The sequence below is a fragment of the Streptomyces sp. NPDC014734 genome (genome assembly GCF_043083325.1).
Classification (GTDB): Bacteria; Actinomycetota; Actinomycetes; order Streptomycetales; family Streptomycetaceae; genus Streptomyces.
The window spans coordinates 47,386-66,851 of sequence record NZ_JBIBYN010000002.1; the positions used below are offsets into that span (position 1 = coordinate 47,386).

Here is a 19,466-nt window from a genome sequence, read left to right on the forward strand (position 1 = left end):
GCCTGCCGGCCGGTCCACGGCCCTCCCCACCTTCAGGAGGGTCCTCCGCCGCTTCGTACTTGGGAGTCACCACAGTGACCGATGTGACAGACGGCGTCCTGCACACCCTGTTCCGCTCGGATCAGGGGGGACACGAGCAAGTCGTGCTCTGCCAGGACCGTGCCAGCGGCCTCAAGGCCGTGATCGCCATCCACTCGACCGCCCTGGGCCCGGCCCTCGGCGGCACCCGCTTCTACCCGTACGCCTCCGAGGAGGAGGCCGTCGCGGACGCGCTGAACCTGTCGCGCGGTATGTCCTACAAGAACGCCATGGCCGGACTCGACCACGGCGGCGGCAAGGCCGTGATCATCGGCGACCCCGAGCGCATCAAGTCCGAGGAACTGCTGCTGGCCTACGGCCGGTTCGTGGCCTCGCTCGGCGGTCGCTACGTGACGGCCTGCGATGTCGGCACGTACGTCTCCGACATGGACGTCGTCGCCCGCGAATGCCGCTGGACCACCGGCCGCTCCCCCGAGAACGGCGGCGCCGGCGACTCCTCCGTGCTCACCTCGTTCGGTGTCTTCCAGGGCATGCGGGCCTCCGCGCAGCACCTCTGGGGCGACCCGACGCTCCGTGGCCGAAAAGTAGCGGTGGCCGGGGTCGGCAAGGTCGGCCATTACCTGGTCGAGCACCTCCTCTCGGACGGCGCCGAGGTCGTGATCACGGATGTCCGCGAGGAATCGGTCCGCCGGATCACCGAGAAGCACCCCGAGGTCGCCGTCGCAGCGGACACCGAGGCCCTGATCCGCACCGAGGGCCTGGACATCTACGCCCCGTGCGCGCTCGGCGGCGCCCTGAACGACGCGTCCGTCGCCGCGCTCACCGCCCGGGTGGTGTGCGGTGCGGCCAACAACCAGCTCGCGCACCCCGGGGTGGAGAAGGACCTCTCGGACCGGTCGATCCTGTACGCACCCGACTACGTGGTGAACGCGGGCGGTGTCATCCAGGTGGCGGACGAACTGCACGGGTTCGACTTCGAGCGGTGCAGGGCCAAGGCGACGGAGATCTTCGACACCACGCTGGCCATATTCGCACGTGCGAAGGCGGATGGTATTCCGCCCGCGGCCGCGGCCGACCGGATCGCCGAGCAGCGAATGGCCGAAGCGCGCCGGAGCTGACCGTGACGGGGGCGTCACACGGCACCCCCGTCACACACGGGCCCGCGACCCGCCGTCCGGCGAGAGAAGACTCACGCCGGACGGCGGGTCGTATGCCGAGAAGAGGTTAAAATCGCAGTTGACCAGCGAGGACAGGGCGTCTCGCCGGTCCTCTTCCGGGGCGTGTGATGCGGGCGGCGTACCGTATGGCCGCGGAAGCAGGTACCGTTAAAGCCCTACGGGCACGGTCTCTCCGATGAGAGTCCGTCCTGAAACATGAACGCGTGTCAAGACTCTGGGGCCGTCGAGCCCCGTCACCGAGGGGGTCGAGCCATGGGGCGCGGCCGGGCAAAGGCCAAGCAGACAAAGGTCGCCCGCCAGCTGAAATACAGCACCGGCGGGACTGACCTGTCGCGTCTGGCCAATGAGCTGGGCGCATCGTCTTCAAGTCAGCCACCGAACGCTGAGCCGTTCGAGGACGAGGAAGACGACCCGTACGCACAGTACGCGGATCTGTACAACGACGACGAGGACGAGGACGAGGACGGCAAGTCCGGTCCTGCGTCAAAGCGCCGCGGCGCTTGACCTCGCGCTGACACATCAACCCGGTCCGGGCCCGCCCCGGACCGGGTTCTGTGCTGTCCCGATCCGGTCCGCTCGTTCGGCGTTGGCGAGGAGACGCGTCTCCTCGCCGCACCTGCTGGGCTTCGCCGCGGCCACGGGCCCTCACCGCACCCATGGGTCCTCGCCCCACTCCGCAGACCTTCGCCGCATCCCGTGGTGGGCGGGGCGAAGAGGTGGCCGGGGCGCCCCGGCCACTCGTCCGCTCCCGCACCGGTAGCTGTGAACGGGAAGGTTCGCCGGGAAGCTCGCGGCGTCCGGTGTGGTGCGTCGCGAGCCGGTGAACCTTCCCGGTCGCAGCACCAGTGCCGCTCCCGGCACTAGCGTGCGTAGTCACCCACCAGCTCCGCGCCGGAGGCCCGCTCCCCGCGCTCGGTGATCTCACCCGCCACCCAGGACTCGACGCCCCGGTCGGCCAGCGTCGTCAGGGCCGCGTCCACGGACTCGGCGGGGACGACCGCGATCATGCCGACGCCCATGTTCAGCGTCTTCTCCAGCTCCAGCCGCTCGACCCCACCGGTCCTGCCGACCAGGTCGAAGACCGCGCCGGGCGTCCAGGTGGAGCGGTCGACCGTGGCGTGCAGCCCGTCGGGGATGACCCGGGCCAGGTTGTTGGCGAGGCCGCCGCCGGTGACGTGGCTGAAGCCGTGCACCTCGGTCGTGCGGGTGAGGGCCAGGCAGTCCAGCGAGTAGATCCTGGTGGGTTCCAGGAGTTCCTCGCCGAGCGTGCGGCCGAACTCCTCGACCTGGCGGTCGAGCGACCAGCCGGCCCGGTCGAAGACCACATGGCGGACGAGCGAGTACCCGTTGGAGTGAAGGCCGGAGGATGCCATGGCGATCACCACGTCACCCTTGCGGATGCGTTCCGGGCCGAGGAGGCGGTCGGCCTCGACCACGCCTGTACCGGCGCCCGCGACGTCGAAGTCGTCCGGGCCCAGCAGGCCCGGGTGCTCGGCGGTCTCGCCGCCGACCAGGGCACAGCCCGCCAGGACGCAGCCCTCGGCGATGCCCTTCACGATGGCCGCGACCCGCTCGGGGTGCACCTTGCCGACGCAGATGTAGTCCGTCATGAAGAGCGGCTCGGCACCGCAGACGACCAGGTCGTCGACGACCATGCCGACGAGATCGTGGCCGATGGTGTCGTACACGCCCATCTTGCGGGCGAGGTCGACCTTGGTGCCGACGCCGTCGGTGGCGGAGGCGAGCAGCGGACGCTCGTAGCGCTTGAGTGCCGAGGCGTCGAAGAGGCCGGCGAAGCCGCCGAGGCCGCCGAGGCCCTCGACCTCGGGGCGGCGGGTCTTCTTCACCCACTCCTTCATCAGCTCGACGGCGCGGTCGCCGGCCTCGATGTCGACGCCCGCTGCCGCGTAGGAAGCACCTGTTGTCTCAGACATGGCCTGGGATCTTTCGTGTGGAGATACGGGGCTGGTGGGCCTGGGGTACGGCCGGAACGTCACGGCCGACGCAGGGCGTCGGACGCGGCGGTCGCCGCAGGGCCTGCCGCCAGCTCGGTCTCCAGCAGTTGCTTGCCGAGCAGCTCCGGATCCGGGAGTTCCATCGGGTACTCGCCGTCGAAACAGGCGCGGCAGAGATCCGGCTTGGCGATCGTCGTCGCCTCCACCATCGCGTCGAGCGAGATGTAGGCGAGCGAGTCCGCGCCCATCGAGGTGCCGATCTCCTCGACCGACATGCCGTTCGCGATCAGCTCGGCACGGGTGGCGAAGTCGATGCCGAAGAAGCAGGGCCACTTCACCGGCGGGGACGAGATCCGGATGTGGATCTCGGCGGCGCCCGCCTCGCGCAGCATCCGGACCAGCGCGCGCTGGGTGTTGCCGCGGACGATCGAGTCGTCGACGACCACCAGGCGCTTGCCCTTGATGACTTCCTTCAGGGGGTTCAGCTTGAGGCGGATGCCGAGCTGGCGGATCGTCTGCGACGGCTGGATGAAGGTCCGTCCGACGTACGCGTTCTTGACCAGACCGGCGCCGAACGGGATGCCGCTCGCCTCCGCGTAGCCGATCGCCGCGGGGGTGCCGGACTCCGGCGTCGCTATGACCAGATCGGCCTCGACGGGCGCCTCGGCGGCCAGCCTGCGCCCCATCTCCACCCGGGAGAGGTAGACGTTGCGCCCGGCGATGTCGGTGTCGGGCCGGGCCAGGTAGACGTACTCGAAGACACAGCCCTTGGGCTTCGCTTCCGCGAAGCGCGAGGTGCGCAGCCCGTTCTCGTCGATGGCGACCATCTCACCCGGCTCGATCTCGCGGACGAAGCTGGCGCCGCAGATGTCGAGGGCGGCGGACTCCGAGGCGACCACCCAGCCGCGCTCCAGGCGGCCGAGCACCAGCGGGCGGATGCCCTGCGGGTCGCGAGCGGCGTAGAGGGTGTGCTCGTCCATGAAGACGAGGGAGAAGGCGCCCCTCACATCGGGGAGCACCTTCGCGGCGGCCTCCTCGATGGTGAGCGGCTTGCCGTCGTCGTCGGTCTGGCCGGCGAGCAGCGCGGTCACCAGATCGGTGTCGTTCGTCGCGGCGACCTGGGTGGCACGGCCGTCCTTGCGAGGCAGGTCGGCGACCATTTCGGCGAGCTGGGCCGTATTGACCAGATTGCCGTTGTGGCCCAGGGCGATCGAGCCGTGCGCGGTGGCACGGAACGTCGGCTGCGCGTTCTCCCACACCGAGGCGCCGGTGGTGGAGTAGCGGGCATGACCGACCGCGATATGGCCCTGGAGGGATCCCAGAGACGTTTCGTCGAAGACCTGCGAGACCAGTCCCATGTCCTTGAAGACCAGGATCTGGGACCCGTTGCTCACTGCGATGCCCGCGGACTCCTGTCCACGGTGCTGCAGGGCATACAGTCCGAAATAGGTGAGCTTGGCGACCTCTTCGCCCGGAGCCCAGACGCCGAAGACGCCGCAAGCGTCCTGGGGGCCTTTCTCTCCGGGGAGCAGGTCGTGGTTGAGTCGTCCATCACCACGGGGCACGCAACCGAGTGTAGGCGAGGTCGACCACTGGTCCGAATTCGGGATCGCGGATCGGGGCACTGCGGACGTGCTTCCGGAGGCGGCGCGGGGGCCGACTCCGGCGACTCCATGGAGTGACGAATTCCGCTTAATGGCCCGCCCTGGATGTACTGCGGATCGGCTGCGGAACGGCTGCGGAACGCCCGTGGAGGGGTCCCGAAACGGGGAACAGGGCGGGCACGGGGCCGCGACGGCCCGGATCGGCGGCCGGGGACCGAATGATTCCGGCCATTCGTCGTGCCGGGACGGCCGGACCGGACGGTGGCGCTCGGTGAACTGGTCACCGCCCCCGCGCACGTTCCGGCCGAACAGCTGTTTCGTGGCGAGCCTCACATCGAGGACGCCCGGTATGAGGCTTCTCCACACCTGCGGCGGCGCGGCGGGCGCCAGGCAGTGGACGGCGGGCAGTGAACGGCGGGCGCTGGGCGTTCAGCGCATCAGGGGCAGCAGGGAGGCGAGATCGGCGCGCTCGCCACTGGCGGCGACCTTCGCCTCGTCGACCGCCCGCGCCCAGTCCGTGCGTCCGGTGGCGAGCCGCATCCAGGTGAGCGGGTCGGTCTCCACGACATTGGGCGGCGTACCGCGGGTGTGCCTGGGGCCCTGGACGCACTGGACGACCGCGAACGGCGGGACGCGCACCTCGACCGATCCGCCGGGGGCCTTCTCCGCGAGGGAGTCGGCGAGCAGCCGGGTGCAGGCGGCGAGCGCCTGCCTGTCGTACGGGACGGCGGCCCCGGTCGCCTCGTTCAGGTCGTCGGTGTGCGCGACGAGTTCGATGGTCCGGGTGACCAGGAAGTCCGCCAGCCTCATGGCACCGGCCCGGGTCGTCAGCAACCGCTCCCCGGGGGCATCCGTGACACGTTCCCGGAACCGTGCGGCGACCTCCCCGTACAGCGTGTCGAGGTCCGTGCGGTCCGCGGCCCGCGCCCTGGTGTCGGCGTCGATCGCGGCGGCCCGGTCCGCGAGTGAGAACGGCCACCGCAGGAGGCTCGGGCCGGACTCGGACTCGGCGGGTTCGGGCAGTTCCAGGCCGTGGCTGACGTGGGAGAGCGCCATGGCGAGGTGGACGGCCAGTTCGCGCACGGTCCAGTCCCCGAGCCGGGTCGGCAGCGCGAGTTGTTCGGGCGTCAGTGCGCGGACGGCCGCGTGGACGTTGGCGAACTGGGCCAGAACGGCGTCGCGGGTCCGGGCGGGGTCGTAGTGGCGGGCGCGTTTGCGGGACGGCGGCATGCCCGGGAGCCTACGACCTCGTTCACGACGGTCGGCACGGCGCGGTGGAGCGGAGTGGGGTGGAGCGGGGTGGGGTGGAGCGGGGTGGAGCCCGGTGGAACGCGACGCGGGGGGAGTGGGGAGTGGGTAGTGGGCGCAACGAACGGGGCGTGGTGGTGCCGGACCAGACGGCGGGCGCTCCCGGCTCAGGGCCGGATGGCGAAGTCTCCGAGCCCCTGGTCGAGCAGGCCGAAACCGCGCTCGGCGAGCGCGGCGGCGGCCGGCGCCACCTCGTCCGCCGGCTCGCCCGCCAGCAGCCGGCCCTGGTTCGACGCGATCAGGGTGTTCCGGGTGGCGATCAGCTGGGCGGCCGCGATCCGGGCGACCGGCGGTTCCTCCCCCTCCTCGACCAGGACCTCGGCGAGCAGGTCGAAGGAGCGCAGCGCGAGCGCCTGGGCCCGGAGAAGCAGCGACGGGGTCTCCTGGATCAGCCTGCGCAACGCCAGCACCACGGGCGCGTCGCTCAGCCCCACGGAGGGGTCGCGCGCCTCGACGGCGGACAGGAACTGGCGGCGCACCGCGGCGGACACGGACTCGCCGGGAGCCCGCTCCCGCACCACCCGGGCGACATCGCCGATGTGCTCCTCCATGGGGGCGAGGACCAGGTCCTCCTTGCTCGCGAAGTAGTTGAAGACGGTCATCTTCGAGACCTCGGCCGCCTCGGCGATCTCGGCGACCGAGACCTTGTCGAAACCGCGCTCGGAAAAGAGCTCGGTGGCCGCGGCCAGCAGGCGCCTTCGCGTCTGTGCCTTCTTCCGTTCGCGCAGGCTCATCCCCTCGGTCATGGCGGCACTGTACCAGGATGAACATTAATACCGGATATAATCTTTACCCAGTACATTTATGGGCAGGGCGGCATCGCCGCCCGCTCCCGCACGTACGCCGACAGCACGGGCCGCACGTGAGGCGGACGGCGGCACCGGCGCGCATGTACACGCACGGTGGTGAGACGCGTGCGGTCCCGCCCGGTAGACCGGACGGGACCGCACCACGCGGAACCAGTACGCGCCCATCAGGGCACCGGCACCTCAGCCGAGCAGACCCGGGATGGTCTCCTCGTGCGCGGCGCGCAGCTCGCTCAGCGGAATGCCGAACTCGCCCTGGACCTCGATCTCCTCGCCGTCCACGACACCGATCCTGGCGACGGGCAGACCCCGCGCCCCGCACATGTCGTTGAAGCGGAGCTCCTCGCTGCGCGGCACGGAGACGACCGCGCGCCCCGCCGACTCGGAGAAGAGGAAGGTGAACACGTCGAGACCGTCCGGCACGACAAGCCGGGCACCCTTCCCGCCGCGCAGGCAGGACTCGGTGACCGCCTGGATCAGACCGCCGTCGGAGAGGTCGTGCGCGGCGTCGATCATGCCGTCGCGGGAGGCCGAGATCAGGATCTCGCCGAGCAGCTTCTCGCGCCCCAGGTCGACCTTGGGCGGCATGCCGCCGAGGTGGCCGTGGACGACCTCGGACCAGGCCGAGCCGCCGAACTCCTCGCGCGTCTCGCCCAGCAGGTAGAGGAGCTGCCCCTCCTGCCCGAAGGCGACCGGCGTACGCCGGGTGACGTCGTCGATCACACCGAGCACCGCCACGACCGGAGTCGGGTGGATCGCCGTCTCGCCGGTCTGGTTGTACAGCGACACGTTGCCGCCGGTGACCGGGGTGCCCAGCTCCAGGCAGCCGTCCGCGAGGCCACGGGTCGCCTCGGCGAACTGCCACATGACGTCCGGGTCCTCGGGCGAACCGAAGTTCAGGCAGTCCGAGATCGCGAGCGGCTTGGCGCCGGTGGCGGCGACGTTGCGGTACGCCTCCGCCAGCGCGAGCTGCGCGCCGGTGTACGGGTCGAGCTTGGCGTACCGGCCGTTGCCGTCCGTCGCCATGGCCACGCCCAGGTTCGACTCCTCGTCGATCCGGACCATGCCGGCGTCCTCGGGCATCGCGAGAACGGTGTTGCCCTGCACGAACCGGTCGTACTGGTCCGTGATCCAGGACTTCGACGCCTGGTTCGGGGAGGAGACCAGCTTGAGGACCTGCTCGCGCAGCTCGGCACCGTTCGCCGGGCGGGCCAGCTTCCCGGCGTCGTCCGCCTGGAGCGCGTCCTGCCAGGACGGACGGGCGAACGGACGGTGGTACGTCGGGCCCTCGTGGGCGACGGACCGCGGCGGCACGTCCACGATCTGCTCGCCGTGCCAGAAGATCTCCAGCTGCGAGCCCTCGGTCACCTCACCGATGACGGTGGCGATGACGTCCCACTTCTCGCAGATCTCCAGGAAACGATCGACGTGCTGCGGCTCGACGATCGCGCACATGCGCTCCTGCGACTCGCTCATGAGGATTTCCTCGGGCGAGAGGGAGGAGTCGCGCAGCGGCACGGTGTCCAGTTCGACGCGCATGCCGCCGGAACCGGCGGAGGCAAGCTCGGACGTGGCGCAGGAGAGCCCGGCGCCGCCGAGGTCCTGGATGCCCGCGACGAGCTTCTCCCGGAAGATCTCCAGGGTGCACTCGATGAGGAGCTTCTCCTGGAACGGGTCGCCGACCTGGACCGCGGGGCGCTTGGCCGGGCCCGTCGACTCGAAGGTCTCCGAGGCGAGCACGGAGACGCCGCCGATGCCGTCACCGCCGGTGCGGGCACCGTAGAGGATCACCTTGTTGCCGGGGCCGGACGCCTTGGCGAGGTGGATGTCCTCGTGCTTCATCACACCGATGCAGCCGGCGTTGACCAGCGGGTTGCCCTGGTAGCAGGCGTCGAAGACGACCTCGCCGCCGATGTTCGGCAGGCCCAGGCAGTTGCCGTAGCCGCCGATGCCCGCGACGACGCCCGGCAGGACGCGCTTCGTGTCGGGGTGGTCGGCAGCGCCGAACCGCAGCGGGTCGACGACGGCGACCGGACGGGCACCCATGGCGAGGATGTCGCGGACGATGCCGCCGACGCCGGTGGCCGCGCCCTGGTAGGGCTCGATGTACGAGGGATGGTTGTGCGACTCGACCTTGAAGGTGACCGCGTATCCCTGGCCGACGTCGACCACGCCGGCGTTCTCGCCGATGCCGACGAGCATCGCGTCGTTGGCGGGGACCTTCTCGCCGAACTGCTTGAGGTGGACCTTGCTGCTCTTGTAGGAGCAGTGCTCGGACCACATCACGGAGTACATGGCGAGCTCGGCACCGGTGGGACGGCGGCCCAGGATCTCGCGGATCCGGGCGTACTCGTCCTCCTTGAGGCCGAGCTCCTTCCAGGGCTGCTCGACGTCCGGGGTCCCGGCCGCGTGCTTGACCGTATCCAGGCTCATGCGTTGACCAGCTTCTTGATGATCGAGGTGAAGAAACCGAGACCGTCGGTGCGGCCGGTTCCGATCAGCGGCTCGACGGCGTGCTCCGGGTGCGGCATCAGGCCGACGACGTTGCCCGCGGCGTTGGTGATGCCGGCGATGTCGCGCAGCGAGCCGTTCGGGTTCATGTCCAGGTAGCGGAAGGCGACCCGGCCCTCCGCCTCCAGCTCGTCGAGCACGCGCTCGTCGGCGACGTACCGCCCGTCCATGTTCTTGAGCGGTACGGAGATCTCCTGGCCCGCGGAGTAGTCCGAGGTCCAGGCGGTCTCCGCGTTCTCGACCCGGAGCTTCTGGTCGCGGCAGATGAAGTGCAGGTGGTTGTTGCGCAGCATCGCGCCGGGCAACAGGTGCGCCTCGGTCAGGATCTGGAAGCCGTTGCAGATGCCGAGGACCGGCATCCCCGCACGGGCCTGGTCGATGATCGTCTCCATGACCGGCGAGAAGCGGGAGATGGCTCCGGCCCGCAGATAGTCGCCGTAGGAGAAGCCCCCCGCCAGAATGACCGCGTCGACCTGGTGTAGGTCCTTGTCGCGGTGCCACAGCGGCACGGGCTCGGCGCCGGCGACCCGTACGGCCCTCAGGCTGTCCTGGTCGTCGAGCGTGCCGGGAAAGGTGACGACCCCGATCCGGGTGTTGCCACGGCCCGAAGGGCCTCCCTCACGGGTGGTGGCGGGAGACGGGCGGGAAGTCACTTCGACTCCTCGGCCTTCTCCACCTTCACCGTGAAGTCCTCGATGACGGTGTTGGCGAGGAAAGTCTCGGCCATCTCGTGAATGCGGGCGAGGGCGGCGTCGTCAACCGGTCCCTCGACCTCCAGCTCGAAACGCTTTCCCTGACGTACGTCCGCGATTCCCTCGAAGCCGAGACGGGGCAGTGCGCGCTGCACCGCCTGTCCCTGCGGGTCGAGGATCTCGGGCTTGAGCATGACGTCGACTACGACGCGTGCCACTGGCACTCCCGTGTGGTGTGGTGCGACTGGTTCTCCGGAGGGCTCCCCTGACCTCCGCAGCTTCACTCAGCCTACCTGGCCGGAAATTCTACGCGGGTAGATATCAACCGTCCGGATCACGGCGAGATATCGGACTCGGTACGCGGCCGGGAAAAATCTACGAAAAAATTCATCACCGCAGACACACATAGAAGGCTGACACGCGGAGACAATTGACCGGACTTCACAATACGGCGTCAACCGCTGTACAAATGATTACCAGGGAATGCAGCATTGCCCCTAAACCGTCGACACCCGGTCGACTCGCATCCGCGCCCACAGCCGGAAGGCCGACATCGGAGCATGTCAGACGTGCCGATGCCGTAGGAAAGGATCGATATCCGTGGCTCAGCGCGTAGTGGTCACGCTCTCCGACGACATCGACGGAGGAGCGGCGACGGAAACGGTCGCCTTCGCCCTGGACGGGAAGTCGTACGAGATCGACCTCAATGCATCCAATGCAAAGAAACTGCGCAAGGCCCTGGCGCCGTACATGTCGGCGGGCCGTAAGCAGACAAATCACAGCAAGCGCGGCAGGACTCCCACGTCGTACCGGCACACCTCGCTCGAACCCGACCCGGCGGCAGTACGCGCCTGGGCCCGGTCGCACCGAATGGAGGTGCCGGCCCGCGGCCGGATCCCGAAGAAGGTCTACGAGGCGTTCCGCGCCGCCCGTTGAGCGGTCCGCCGAGCAGTCCCGACGGCGCCGGGCCGGGACCCGCCGGGACCCGCCGGGACCCGCCGGGGCAAACCTCCGGACGAACCTCCGGGGGGCCTGAACGGGGTACGGACGGTGTGCGGACGAGGTGCGGACGAGGACCCGACGGCGGCTTCCCGGACCCCCGGACGACACCCGGAGGCCACCGACTTGCGCTGCACCCCTGCAGGTCGGCTAAAGTCTGGAGCACGCCGAAGGGCAAGGCCGCAAAGCCAAACCCCAAGCAGCGTGCGGGTGTAGTTCAGTAGTAGAACATCCCCCTTCCAGGGGGAAGGCGCAGTGTGCAATTCCTGTCACCCGCTCTGCATCGCTCTTACCGATCATTACGACGTTCGGGTAGAGTGGTGCTCGCACCGCTCGAAAGAACTCCTCCTGGGAGTACAATCGACGGCAGCAATGCGGACGTGGCTCAGTTGGTAGAGCATCACCTTGCCAAGGTGAGGGTCGCGAGTTCGAATCTCGTCGTCCGCTCTTGATGAGAATGAAGGCCCTGATCGATATCGGTCGGGGCCTTCGTCGTATACACGCGTCTCTGCTCTCCCCCTTCTTGATCGTCCCCTTCCTCCCCTGCTCCGCCTTCTCACTGTTCTCTTCCTCTCCTGCTCTTCCTCTCCTGCTCTTCCCCCTCGGCTCTTTCCCCTCGGCTCTTTCCCCTCGGCTCTTTCCCCTCGGCTCTTTCTCCTCTCGGCCGACTGTTCCTTCGGCCGAACCGTCCCCTTGAGCCGACTCGCACCATGACGTTTGTCATGAGCAGTGGTGACAGCTCGCACTGCCTGCGGCGGCGGACCGACGGAAATCTGTAGGCATGAGCAGCGACGACAATCCCGGCGACCGCACGGGCGGCGCCGTGGCGGACATCACAACCGGTTCGGCGCCGGATCCGGCCTACGGCTCCTCCCCCGACCTCGACCACGCCCCCACGACCACGACCGATTCCGCGACTGCGACCGCGACTGCGACTGCTTCTGCGACTGCGACCGCTTCTGCGGTCATGACCGGCTCTGCGGCCGCGGCCTCCCACGATCTCGCGCACGATTCCGTCATCGAGGCGAACGGGGTGAGGCGACGCTATGCGGGCGGGTTCGAGGCCGTCACCGGCGTCTCGTTCTCGGTCGCGCGCGGTGAGCTCTTCGCCCTGCTCGGCACGAACGGCGCCGGAAAGACGTCCACCGTCGAGCTCCTGGAGGGACTGGCCCCGCCCGACGGCGGCACCGTACGGGTGCTCGGCCATGACCCGTACCGCATGCGTGCCGCCGTCCGGCCGCGGATCGGGGTGATGCTCCAGGAGGGCGGCTTCCCGCCCGAACTCACGGTCTCCGAGACCCTTCGGATGTGGGCGGGCTGCACCAGCGGGGCGCGGCCGACCGGCGAGGCCCTGGAGCTCGTCGGGCTCTCCCACCGAGCACGCGTGCGGGTCAAACAGCTCTCCGGCGGGGAACGACGCCGCCTCGATCTCGCACTGGCTCTGCTCGGCCGGCCCGAGGTGCTGTTCCTGGACGAGCCGACCACCGGGCTCGACGCCGAGGGCCGGCGCGACACCTGGGAGTTGGTGCGTGAGCTTCGGGACGCCGGCACCACCGTCCTGCTCACCACGCACTACCTGGAGGAGGCCGAAGCGCTCGCCGATCGGCTGGCGATCATGCACCGTGGGCGGATCGTGACGGCCGGCACCCCCGCAGAGGTGACGGCGGCCCGCCCCGCCCGTATCCGCTTCGAACTCCCCGAGGGTGTCCCGGCGGCCCGGCTCCCGCTGCGGCTGCGGGCCGCGGCCGAGGAGGGCAGGGTCGAGATCCGCACCCACCGGCTCCAGGATTCGCTGACCGAACTGCTGGTCTGGGCAGGGGAATCGAACGTGGAGCTGCACGGACTCGACGCCCGGTCCGCCTCGCTGGAAGAGGCATTCCTCGACATCGCGCAGAACGCGTCGGAACCGGACACCCGAAAGGCGGACGTCGCATGACCGACACCACCACGCCCCGCGCGACCGGCACGCCCCGCACGACCGGCGCATCCATGACCGGCCCGACGGCCATGACCAGTCCGACGGCCGGTCCGGCAGGCGCGGAACCGAAAAGGGGCACGACGGTCGCAGGACGACTGCGGGCCCTCGGCCGCGCCGAGCTCACCCTTCTCGCCAGGAACCGGACCGCTGTCTTCGTGGCGCTTCTGGTGCCGCTGGCGATGGTCGTGGCGATGAAGACGTCGCTGGACCGGATCGACCTGGGCGGAACCGGGCTGACCGTGGCGGGGGCGGCGCTCACCGGGGGCATCGGCATGGTCCTGATGCAGGTCGTGTACATGAACCTGGTCGCCGCGTATGTGGCACGGCGCGAGGAGCTGGTCCTGAAACGGCTGCGCACCGGCGAGGTCACCGACCGGGAGATCCTCGCCGGAACGGCTCTGCCGTCGGCCGCGCTGGCACTGGCGCAGACCGTTCTGGTGGTCCTGGCCGGTGCGGTGTTCTTCGGTCTCGGCGTGCCGCAGCGCCCGGAACTGCTGGTCATCGGACTGGTGCTGGGAGTGGTGTTGCTGTCCGCGCTGGCCGCCGTCACCTCCGTGGTGACCCGGACCGTGCAGACCGCGCAGATCACCACGATGCCCCTGTTCCTCGTCTCGATGATGGGCTCGGGCCTCTTCGTGCCGCTGGAGATCCTGCCGGACCGGGTGGCGTCGGTGTGCGAACTGCTTCCGGTGACCGGTGTGATGACCCTCGTACGGGCCGGGTGGCTCGGCAGCGCGGACGGGTACGACATGCTCGGGGCCGGTCTCAACGCACTGGCCTGGACCGTTCTCGCCGTGTTTGCTGTGCAGCGGTGGTTCCGCTGGGAGCCCCGACGCTGAGGAGGGCGTGGGCATGGGCACGAGCAGCACCGGGGTCACGGGCGGGGACACGGCCCTCGTGCCGAGGAGATGTCGTGGCTGAACGAGGACGTACCGCGCGGGCGCGCATGCGGCGGCGCAGGACGGGCTGGCGCGGACGCAGCGGGTTCGACAAGGTCAATCTGTACACGCGCGGCACCTTGTACGCACTGGTGTGGTTCGCCATGGTGATCCAGATCCTGATGTCCGTGACCCGGCCCGTGCGCGAGGCGGCACCCGCCGCACTGATCGCCTCGGCGGTCCTGCTGGCCGTCGCGCACGGGATCTGCGGAACGATGCTGACCGCCAGGGGGCTGGTGTACTACCTGGGCCGGGGCGCCGTGGACTGGCACCTCATCGCCGTCGGCGGGGTGCTGCTGGTGGCGAACCTGACAGCGGTGCTGGCTCTCGCCCGGTACACCGGCATGCACGAGTTCCCCGAGCCCTCGTACGTGTTCAGCGCCTGCGTGGTGCCCTTCACCTGTGCGCTCGTGCTCGTCGTGCCCAGGTGGGTGTCGGTGCTCCAGCAGGCCGCCGTCGCCGTCGGTACGGGCACGGCCGTGTGGCTGCTCGGCGGTGGCCCGGGGCTGACCATCGGTCTGGCCCTCTCCACGGCGTTCGTGGGCGCGCTGATGTCGGGCACCACCCGGACGTCCGCCTGGTCGCTGGGCGTGATGTGGAAACTGCACGAGGCACGCGATGTGGAGGCGCGGCTGGCCGTGGCCGAGGAGCGGCTGAGGTTCGGGCGGGACATGCACGACGTGCTGGGCCGCAACCTCGCCGTGATCGCGCTGAAGAGCGAGCTGGCGGTGGAACTGGCCCAGCGCGGCAAACCGGCGGCGATGGACCAGATGGTCGAGGTGCAACGGATCGCGCGGGCCTCCCAGCAGGAGGTGCGCGATGTCGTACGGGGGTACCGGAAAGCCGACCTGAGTACGGAACTCGCGGGCGCCCGAGGGGTGTTGGAAGCAGCCGGGATCAGGTGCGAGGTGGTCGGCGACGGAGGCGGCGAGCTGCCCGTCTCCGTGCAGTCGGCGCTGGGCTGGGTGGTGCGGGAGGCGGCGACCAATGTGCTGCGGCACGGCGACCCCCGGTACTGCACGATCCGGCTGCGCGCATCCGCGGACGTCGCGGTGCTGGATGTGGAGAACGACGGGGCGCCGCCTCCCACCGACGGGCCCCGCTCCGTCGACGGGTCGGGGGGCTCCGGGTTGACCGGGTTGCGGGAGCGGCTTCGCGCGCTCGACGGCTCGCTGGACGCGGGCCCGGCGGAGAAGGGACTGTTCCGGCTCACGGCGACGATCCCCCTGCCGACCGGAACCGTCGCGGGCACAGATACGGACATCGACAGGAACACCGACGCGGGTATCGACACGGGTGTCGACGCGGGTATCGACACGGGCGTCGGCGCAGGTACCGGCACAGGTACCGGCACAGGCGTCGATGTGGGCGTCGATGTGGGTACGCCGTCCGGCCCGGAGCCCCGGGGGACCTGGGGGACCTGGGGGACCTGGGGGACCTGGGGGACTCGGGGTTCCCGGGAGGCTCGGAGGTCCCAGGTTGCCCAGGGGTCCCGGGAGGCTTGGGGGTCCCAGATTGCCCAGGGGTCCCGGGAGGCCTCCGACGATGTCGGCCCGGGGCGCGCGTCACGGCCCCGCCCACCCTCGCGTACGCCGCCGCCCGGCACCGATGCCCCAGCGGCGTCGGACGCGACATCATGTACGCCTCTTCAGGAGAAGTGACCATGGCAGCTGTACGGGTACTCCTCGCCGACGACGAGCATCTGATCCGTGGCGCACTGGCCGCGCTGCTCGCGCTGGAGGACGATCTCGTGGTCGTCGCGGAGGCGGCGACCGGCCCGGAGGCACTGGCCATGGCGCGGGCCCATCGCCCCGATGTGGCGGTCCTCGACCTGGAGATGCCGGGCGCCGACGGTGTGAGAGTCGCCACATCCCTGCGGGCCGAACTGCCCGGCTGCCGCACGATGATCGTGACGAGTCACGGTCGCCCGGGACACCTGAAACGCGCACTCGCGGCCGGCGTCCGGGCCTTCGTGCCGAAGACCGTCAGCGCGCGTCAGCTTGCCGGGATCATTCGCACCGTTCACGCCGGAAACCGTTACGTGGACCCGGAGTTGGCGGCCGACGCGATCTCTGCGGGGGACTCGCCGCTCACCGCGCGCGAGGCCGAAGTGCTGGAGCTGGCGGCCGACGGGGCGCCGGTCGCGGAGATCGCGGAGCGGGCGTCGCTGTCGCAGGGAACGGTACGCAACTACCTCTCGGCGGCCGTCTCGAAGCTCGGTGCGGAGAACCGTCATGCCGCGGCGCGTCTCGCACGCGAGCGGGGATGGGTATAGTGGTGCCTGCGCTTCGGCGCTTGCGGACGTAGCTCAGTTGGTAGAGCGCAACCTTGCCAAGGTTGAGGTCGCCAGTTCGAACCTGGTCGTCCGCTCGGTTCAGCAAGAAGCCCCGGCCTTTCGGCCGGGGCTTCTTCGTGTTTCCGGTCTCCCGGGCCGACTGCTACCAGCGGGTGCCGGTGAGGAGTTCGTACGCCTCCAGGTACTTCGCCCGGGTCACGTCCACGATCTCCTGCGGCAGGGCCGGGGGCGGCTGCTCGCTCCTGCGGTCCCAGCCGGAGGCCGGCGAGGTCAGCCAGTCGCGCACGAACTGCTTGTCGTACGAGGGCTGGGCCCTGCCCGGCTCCCAGGTGGCCGCGGGCCAGAAGCGCGAGGAGTCCGGGGTCAGCACCTCGTCCGCGAGGATCAGTTCCTCACCGCCGTCGGCCGTGGGAGCGAAACCGAACTCGAACTTCGTGTCGGCCAGGATGATCCCACGCTCGCGTGCGATGTCGCGGGCCCTGCCGTACACGTCGAGCGTGACGCGGCGCAGCCGCTCGGCGGTCTCCGCGCCGACCTGTCGGGCCGCCTCCTCGTAGCTGACGTTCTCGTCGTGGTCGCCGACCGCCGCCTTGGTGGCGGGGGTGAAGATCGGCTCCGGGAGTTCGGAGCCGTCGACGAGGCCCTCGGGGAGCGGGAGACCGCAGACCGTGCGGGAGGCCTCGTACTCGACGAGACCGGAGCCGGTGAGGTAGCCGCGGGCGACGCATTCGACCGGGACCATCCGCAGCGATCTGCAGATCAGGGTGCGGCCCGCCCAGTCGGCGGGGGCTCCGGCGGGGAGTTCCGTGGACAGGACGTGGTTCGGCACGAGGTCGGCGAGCTGGTCGAACCACCACAGCGACAGCCTGGTGAGCACGCGGCCCTTGTCCGGGATCTCGGTCGGCAGGACCCAGTCGTACGCGGACATCCGGTCGCTGGCGACCATGACGAGGTCGCCCGCCTCGTTCCGGTACAGGTCGCGCACCTTGCCGGTGTGGAGGTGGGTGAGCCCCGGGACCTGCACTGGTTCGGGCTTTTCTACAAATCCGGACACGCTGCCTCCGCGTAGGTTGATCCAGGAGTCGTTCCGATTCTCCCGTATCGGGGGCGGTGGGGTGGGAGCGGGGGCTTCAGTCCCGTTTGCAGATGCGGTCCAGGAGGTTGGCCGTGGCGCGCTGAATACGGGGATCCACATGGCCGGGGCGGTCCAGGGCCGGGGACCAGGCGAAGGTACCGGAGGCGAAGACGAGGGCGCCGGACGGCGCCCGGTACAGGGAGGTCTCCTGGTGGCGGGGGGCGCCCTCGCTGTCCTGGTACGGGGAGTGGGCGAGCAGGATGCGGCTCTCGTGGTCGGGGAGCGCGATGCGCGGGAAGTAGCGGTCGGCCTCGCCCGCGACCAGTCCGTCGATCTCGTCCCCCTCACGGGCGCCCGTCGCCTCCCACAGCCAGTGCTCGGCGTTCCGTACGACCAGGGGGTGCGGGTCCGGGACCCGGCCCGCGTACTGGATGCCGAGCAACTGCTGCTCGGCCCGGTCGATCTCGCGCCAGAGCGCGGGGCGCCCCGGGCTTCGACGCTTGCGGCAGGTGAGCAGCCGGTCCGGAACGCCGGACGGCGACGGAGCGAGGCTTACCTGCCAGTACATGGTGTTGGCGGAGAGGAAGACGAGCGAGGTGCCGCCGTCGCGGGCGCTCTCCACGGCGTTGCGCATGGGAACCGACCAGTACTCGTCGTGGCCGGGGAAGACCAGGCCCCGGTAGCGGCTCGGGTCGACCCGGCCCGCGTGCAGGTCGCGGGTGTCGGCGTACGCGACGTCGTAGCCGTACCGTTCGGCCCAGCGGATGAAGTCGTAGGCGTGACCGACGTGGAGCGGCAGGCCCGCACCCGCGTACGGGCGGTCGAAGGACACCGTGACGGCGGCGTCCTGCTCCCCCAGGAGACGGCCCTGCTCGTCCCAGGCGTGGTACAGGCTGGCGCCGGTGTGACCGTCCTCCGGGTAGAGGTTGTACGCCTGCCAGGTGATGTCGGGCAGGACCAGCAGCAGATCGGCCGGGTGGTCGTCACGAACCGTGAACGGGACGTGTGAGCGGTGCCCGTCGGCCGTGGTGAGCACGGCGACGTAGGCGCCGATGGACCAGTACGTCGGGATCTGCAGCCGCCACGACTGCCACCAGTGATGGCAGGAGACCGTGCGGTCGGCGGTGAGCGGGGCGGGCTGGACGATGCCGGAGAGCCGCGGGCTCGTGGTGATCTTGGCAGCCCCGTCGCCCCCGTAGTGGCCGATGCGGTAGATGTCCACGGAGAACTGCTGGGGCGGATCCACGGTGATGTGGAAGTCGATCGCCTCGCCGGGGGCGGCGGCGCCCGTCGAGATGAAGCCCTTGATCTGGCGGTGCACGTCGTCGGCCGTGCGGGTTCCGCCGTCGGAGGAGCGGGCGAGGGTGGGATCCGCGTACCAGGGAACGACATGTCCGGTGTCGTCGAAGTAGTTCTCACTGCCACGCAGCCAGGGCAGAGGCCCCTGGCCGAAGGGATCGGAGACGGCATGCGCCAGGGCACCCGACTCCCATCGACGAATCTGCTCCGCCCCCATACCGCTCCCCTCCCTCGGTCCCCCGCGACAGCAGTGATGCAGTCGTCGACCGGTGATCGCCGATGCCGTTCGCCGGGGTGATCATCGGCGTCGGCCGCTTGCGGCCGTGCGCCATCGGTGCACCGACAGCGACGCGCCGACTGTCAGCGTCGATCCACAGCACATCACATAACGCATGCACTCCGTCACCGTTCGTCGCGAATTGACGTGAACGGAACGTACCCTTCCGGACATTGGGGTGTCGAGGGGCACGGCCGTGTTGCCTCCGTCGACGACCGCGCCGCCCGCCCTCGACAACCGCGTCGCTCCTCCCTCGGCGACCGCGCCGCCCCTCCCTCGGCAGCCGTGTCACCCTTCCCTCGGCAGCCGTGTCACCCTTCCTCGACGACCACGCCGCCCCTCCTTCGGCGACCGCGTCGCCCCCTTCGTCCGCGCGTCGGCCCCTCGTGCGTCGGCCCCTCGTGCGTCGGCCTCTGCGCGTCGGCCCCGCGCACCGCGTCTCGACCCCCGGCGCGACGTCGGCTCGTGCGCGGATGCCTCTGCTCCGAGCGGGCCGGACGGGTCTGATGAG

At 70.1% G+C, this 19,466-nt stretch carries 16 protein-coding genes and 3 tRNA genes; 10 read left to right on the forward strand and 9 right to left on the reverse strand.

All coding sequences use genetic code 11. From position 1 onward, the window contains the following. Positions 1 to 74 precede the first annotated feature (74 nt). Positions 75 to 1,157 carry a Leu/Phe/Val dehydrogenase gene (locus ACF1CT_RS04145; RefSeq protein WP_391782206.1) on the forward strand — a complete coding sequence of 361 codons (1,083 nt, stop codon included), beginning with the start codon at positions 75 to 77 and terminating at the stop codon, positions 1,155 to 1,157. 312 nt (positions 1,158 to 1,469) lie between these two features. Next, the gene (locus ACF1CT_RS04150) at positions 1,470 to 1,721 is read left to right on the forward strand and encodes a DUF3073 domain-containing protein (RefSeq protein WP_391782207.1); all 252 of its coding nucleotides are present in this window, start codon (positions 1,470 to 1,472) and stop codon (positions 1,719 to 1,721) included. A gap of 356 nt (positions 1,722 to 2,077) precedes the next feature. Here ACF1CT_RS04150 and purM read toward each other — a convergent pair whose 3' ends face one another. From purM to purS, 7 genes are all read right to left on the reverse strand, one after another. After that, the gene (gene purM / locus ACF1CT_RS04155) at positions 2,078 to 3,151 is read right to left on the reverse strand and encodes a phosphoribosylformylglycinamidine cyclo-ligase (protein WP_391782208.1); all 1,074 of its coding nucleotides are present in this window, start codon (positions 3,149 to 3,151) and stop codon (positions 2,078 to 2,080) included. A 59-nt stretch (positions 3,152 to 3,210) separates the two neighbouring features. Next, positions 3,211 to 4,737, reverse strand: coding sequence for an amidophosphoribosyltransferase (gene purF, locus ACF1CT_RS04160; RefSeq protein WP_391782209.1), 1,527 nt, complete (start codon positions 4,735 to 4,737; stop codon positions 3,211 to 3,213). A gap of 468 nt (positions 4,738 to 5,205) precedes the next feature. Next, positions 5,206 to 6,006, reverse strand: a complete 801-nt coding sequence (locus ACF1CT_RS04165; protein ID WP_391782210.1) for a sterol carrier family protein — start codon at positions 6,004 to 6,006, stop codon at positions 5,206 to 5,208. A 185-nt stretch (positions 6,007 to 6,191) separates the two neighbouring features. Further along, a complete protein-coding gene (locus tag ACF1CT_RS04170; RefSeq protein WP_391782211.1) occupies positions 6,192 to 6,830 on the reverse strand; it encodes a TetR/AcrR family transcriptional regulator in 639 nt (212 codons plus the stop codon). 243 nt (positions 6,831 to 7,073) lie between these two features. Next, positions 7,074 to 9,323, reverse strand: coding sequence for a phosphoribosylformylglycinamidine synthase subunit PurL (purL, locus tag ACF1CT_RS04175; protein ID WP_391782212.1), 2,250 nt, complete (start codon positions 9,321 to 9,323; stop codon positions 7,074 to 7,076). After that, a complete protein-coding gene (gene purQ / locus ACF1CT_RS04180; protein ID WP_391782630.1) occupies positions 9,320 to 9,988 on the reverse strand; it encodes a phosphoribosylformylglycinamidine synthase subunit PurQ in 669 nt (222 codons plus the stop codon). Before purQ ends, purL begins: the two co-directional genes overlap by 4 nt. 62 nt (positions 9,989 to 10,050) lie before the next feature. Continuing rightward, complete coding sequence (purS, locus tag ACF1CT_RS04185; RefSeq protein ID WP_311311191.1) at positions 10,051 to 10,311, reverse strand: phosphoribosylformylglycinamidine synthase subunit PurS; 261 nt, start codon at positions 10,309 to 10,311, stop codon at positions 10,051 to 10,053. A 382-nt stretch (positions 10,312 to 10,693) separates the two neighbouring features. On the opposite strand from purS, the gene ACF1CT_RS04190 reads away from it, so the two are divergent. The 8 genes from ACF1CT_RS04190 (at position 10,694) to ACF1CT_RS04225 (ending at position 16,378) form a co-directional block, all read left to right on the forward strand. After that, entirely contained in the window at positions 10,694 to 11,029 is a 336-nt protein-coding gene (locus ACF1CT_RS04190) for an Lsr2 family protein (protein WP_391782213.1), read from the forward strand. Positions 11,030 to 11,298: 269 nt separating this feature from the next. Continuing rightward, positions 11,299 to 11,370 (forward strand) — tRNA-Gly (locus ACF1CT_RS04195). Between the two features lie 96 nt (positions 11,371 to 11,466). Next, positions 11,467 to 11,539, forward strand: a tRNA-Gly gene (locus ACF1CT_RS04200). 520 nt (positions 11,540 to 12,059) lie between these two features. Next, complete coding sequence (locus tag ACF1CT_RS04205; protein WP_391782214.1) at positions 12,060 to 13,028, forward strand: ABC transporter ATP-binding protein; 969 nt, start codon at positions 12,060 to 12,062, stop codon at positions 13,026 to 13,028. Between the two features lie 71 nt (positions 13,029 to 13,099). After that, complete coding sequence (locus ACF1CT_RS04210) at positions 13,100 to 13,909, forward strand: ABC transporter permease (RefSeq protein ID WP_391782631.1); 810 nt, start codon at positions 13,100 to 13,102, stop codon at positions 13,907 to 13,909. Between the two features lie 74 nt (positions 13,910 to 13,983). Next, entirely contained in the window at positions 13,984 to 15,669 is a 1,686-nt protein-coding gene (locus ACF1CT_RS04215; RefSeq protein ID WP_391782215.1) for a sensor histidine kinase, read from the forward strand. Between the two features lie 2 nt (positions 15,670 to 15,671). Further along, positions 15,672 to 16,283 (forward strand): response regulator, encoded by a 612-nt coding sequence (locus tag ACF1CT_RS04220; RefSeq protein ID WP_391782216.1) that lies wholly within the window; start codon positions 15,672 to 15,674, stop codon positions 16,281 to 16,283. Positions 16,284 to 16,305: 22 nt separating this feature from the next. Further along, positions 16,306 to 16,378: transfer RNA gene (locus ACF1CT_RS04225), tRNA-Gly, on the forward strand. Positions 16,379 to 16,446: 68 nt separating this feature from the next. Here the strand turns inward: ACF1CT_RS04225 and ACF1CT_RS04230 are convergent. Together ACF1CT_RS04230 and ACF1CT_RS04235 are read right to left on the reverse strand one after the other, a co-directional pair. After that, on the reverse strand, positions 16,447 to 17,358 hold the full coding sequence (locus ACF1CT_RS04230) for a phosphoribosylaminoimidazolesuccinocarboxamide synthase (RefSeq protein WP_391782217.1): 912 nt from the start codon (positions 17,356 to 17,358) through the stop codon (positions 16,447 to 16,449). Positions 17,359 to 17,434: 76 nt separating this feature from the next. Next, entirely contained in the window at positions 17,435 to 18,895 is a 1,461-nt protein-coding gene (locus ACF1CT_RS04235; RefSeq protein WP_391782218.1) for a N,N-dimethylformamidase beta subunit family domain-containing protein, read from the reverse strand. Between the last annotated feature and the right edge of the window lie 571 nt (positions 18,896 to 19,466).

Bases quoted from the DNA above. Each gene is read 5' to 3' on its own strand.
- ACF1CT_RS04150 (WP_391782207.1), top strand. From the start codon at position 1,470: ATGGGGCGCGGCCGGGCAAAGGCCAAGCAGACAAAGGTCGCCCGCCAG.
- purM (WP_391782208.1), bottom strand. From the start codon at position 3,151: ATGTCTGAGACAACAGGTGCTTCCTACGCGGCAGCGGGCGTCGACATC.
- ACF1CT_RS04165 (WP_391782210.1), bottom strand. From the start codon at position 6,006: ATGCCGCCGTCCCGCAAACGCGCCCGCCACTACGACCCCGCCCGGACC.
- ACF1CT_RS04170 (WP_391782211.1), bottom strand. From the start codon at position 6,830: ATGACCGAGGGGATGAGCCTGCGCGAACGGAAGAAGGCACAGACGCGA.
- purL (WP_391782212.1), bottom strand. From the start codon at position 9,323: ATGAGCCTGGATACGGTCAAGCACGCGGCCGGGACCCCGGACGTCGAG.
- ACF1CT_RS04205 (WP_391782214.1), top strand. From the start codon at position 12,060: ATGACCGGCTCTGCGGCCGCGGCCTCCCACGATCTCGCGCACGATTCC.
- ACF1CT_RS04210 (WP_391782631.1), top strand. From the start codon at position 13,100: ATGACCAGTCCGACGGCCGGTCCGGCAGGCGCGGAACCGAAAAGGGGC.
- ACF1CT_RS04220 (WP_391782216.1), top strand. From the start codon at position 15,672: ATGGCAGCTGTACGGGTACTCCTCGCCGACGACGAGCATCTGATCCGT.
- ACF1CT_RS04235 (WP_391782218.1), bottom strand. From the start codon at position 18,895: ATGGGGGCGGAGCAGATTCGTCGATGGGAGTCGGGTGCCCTGGCGCAT.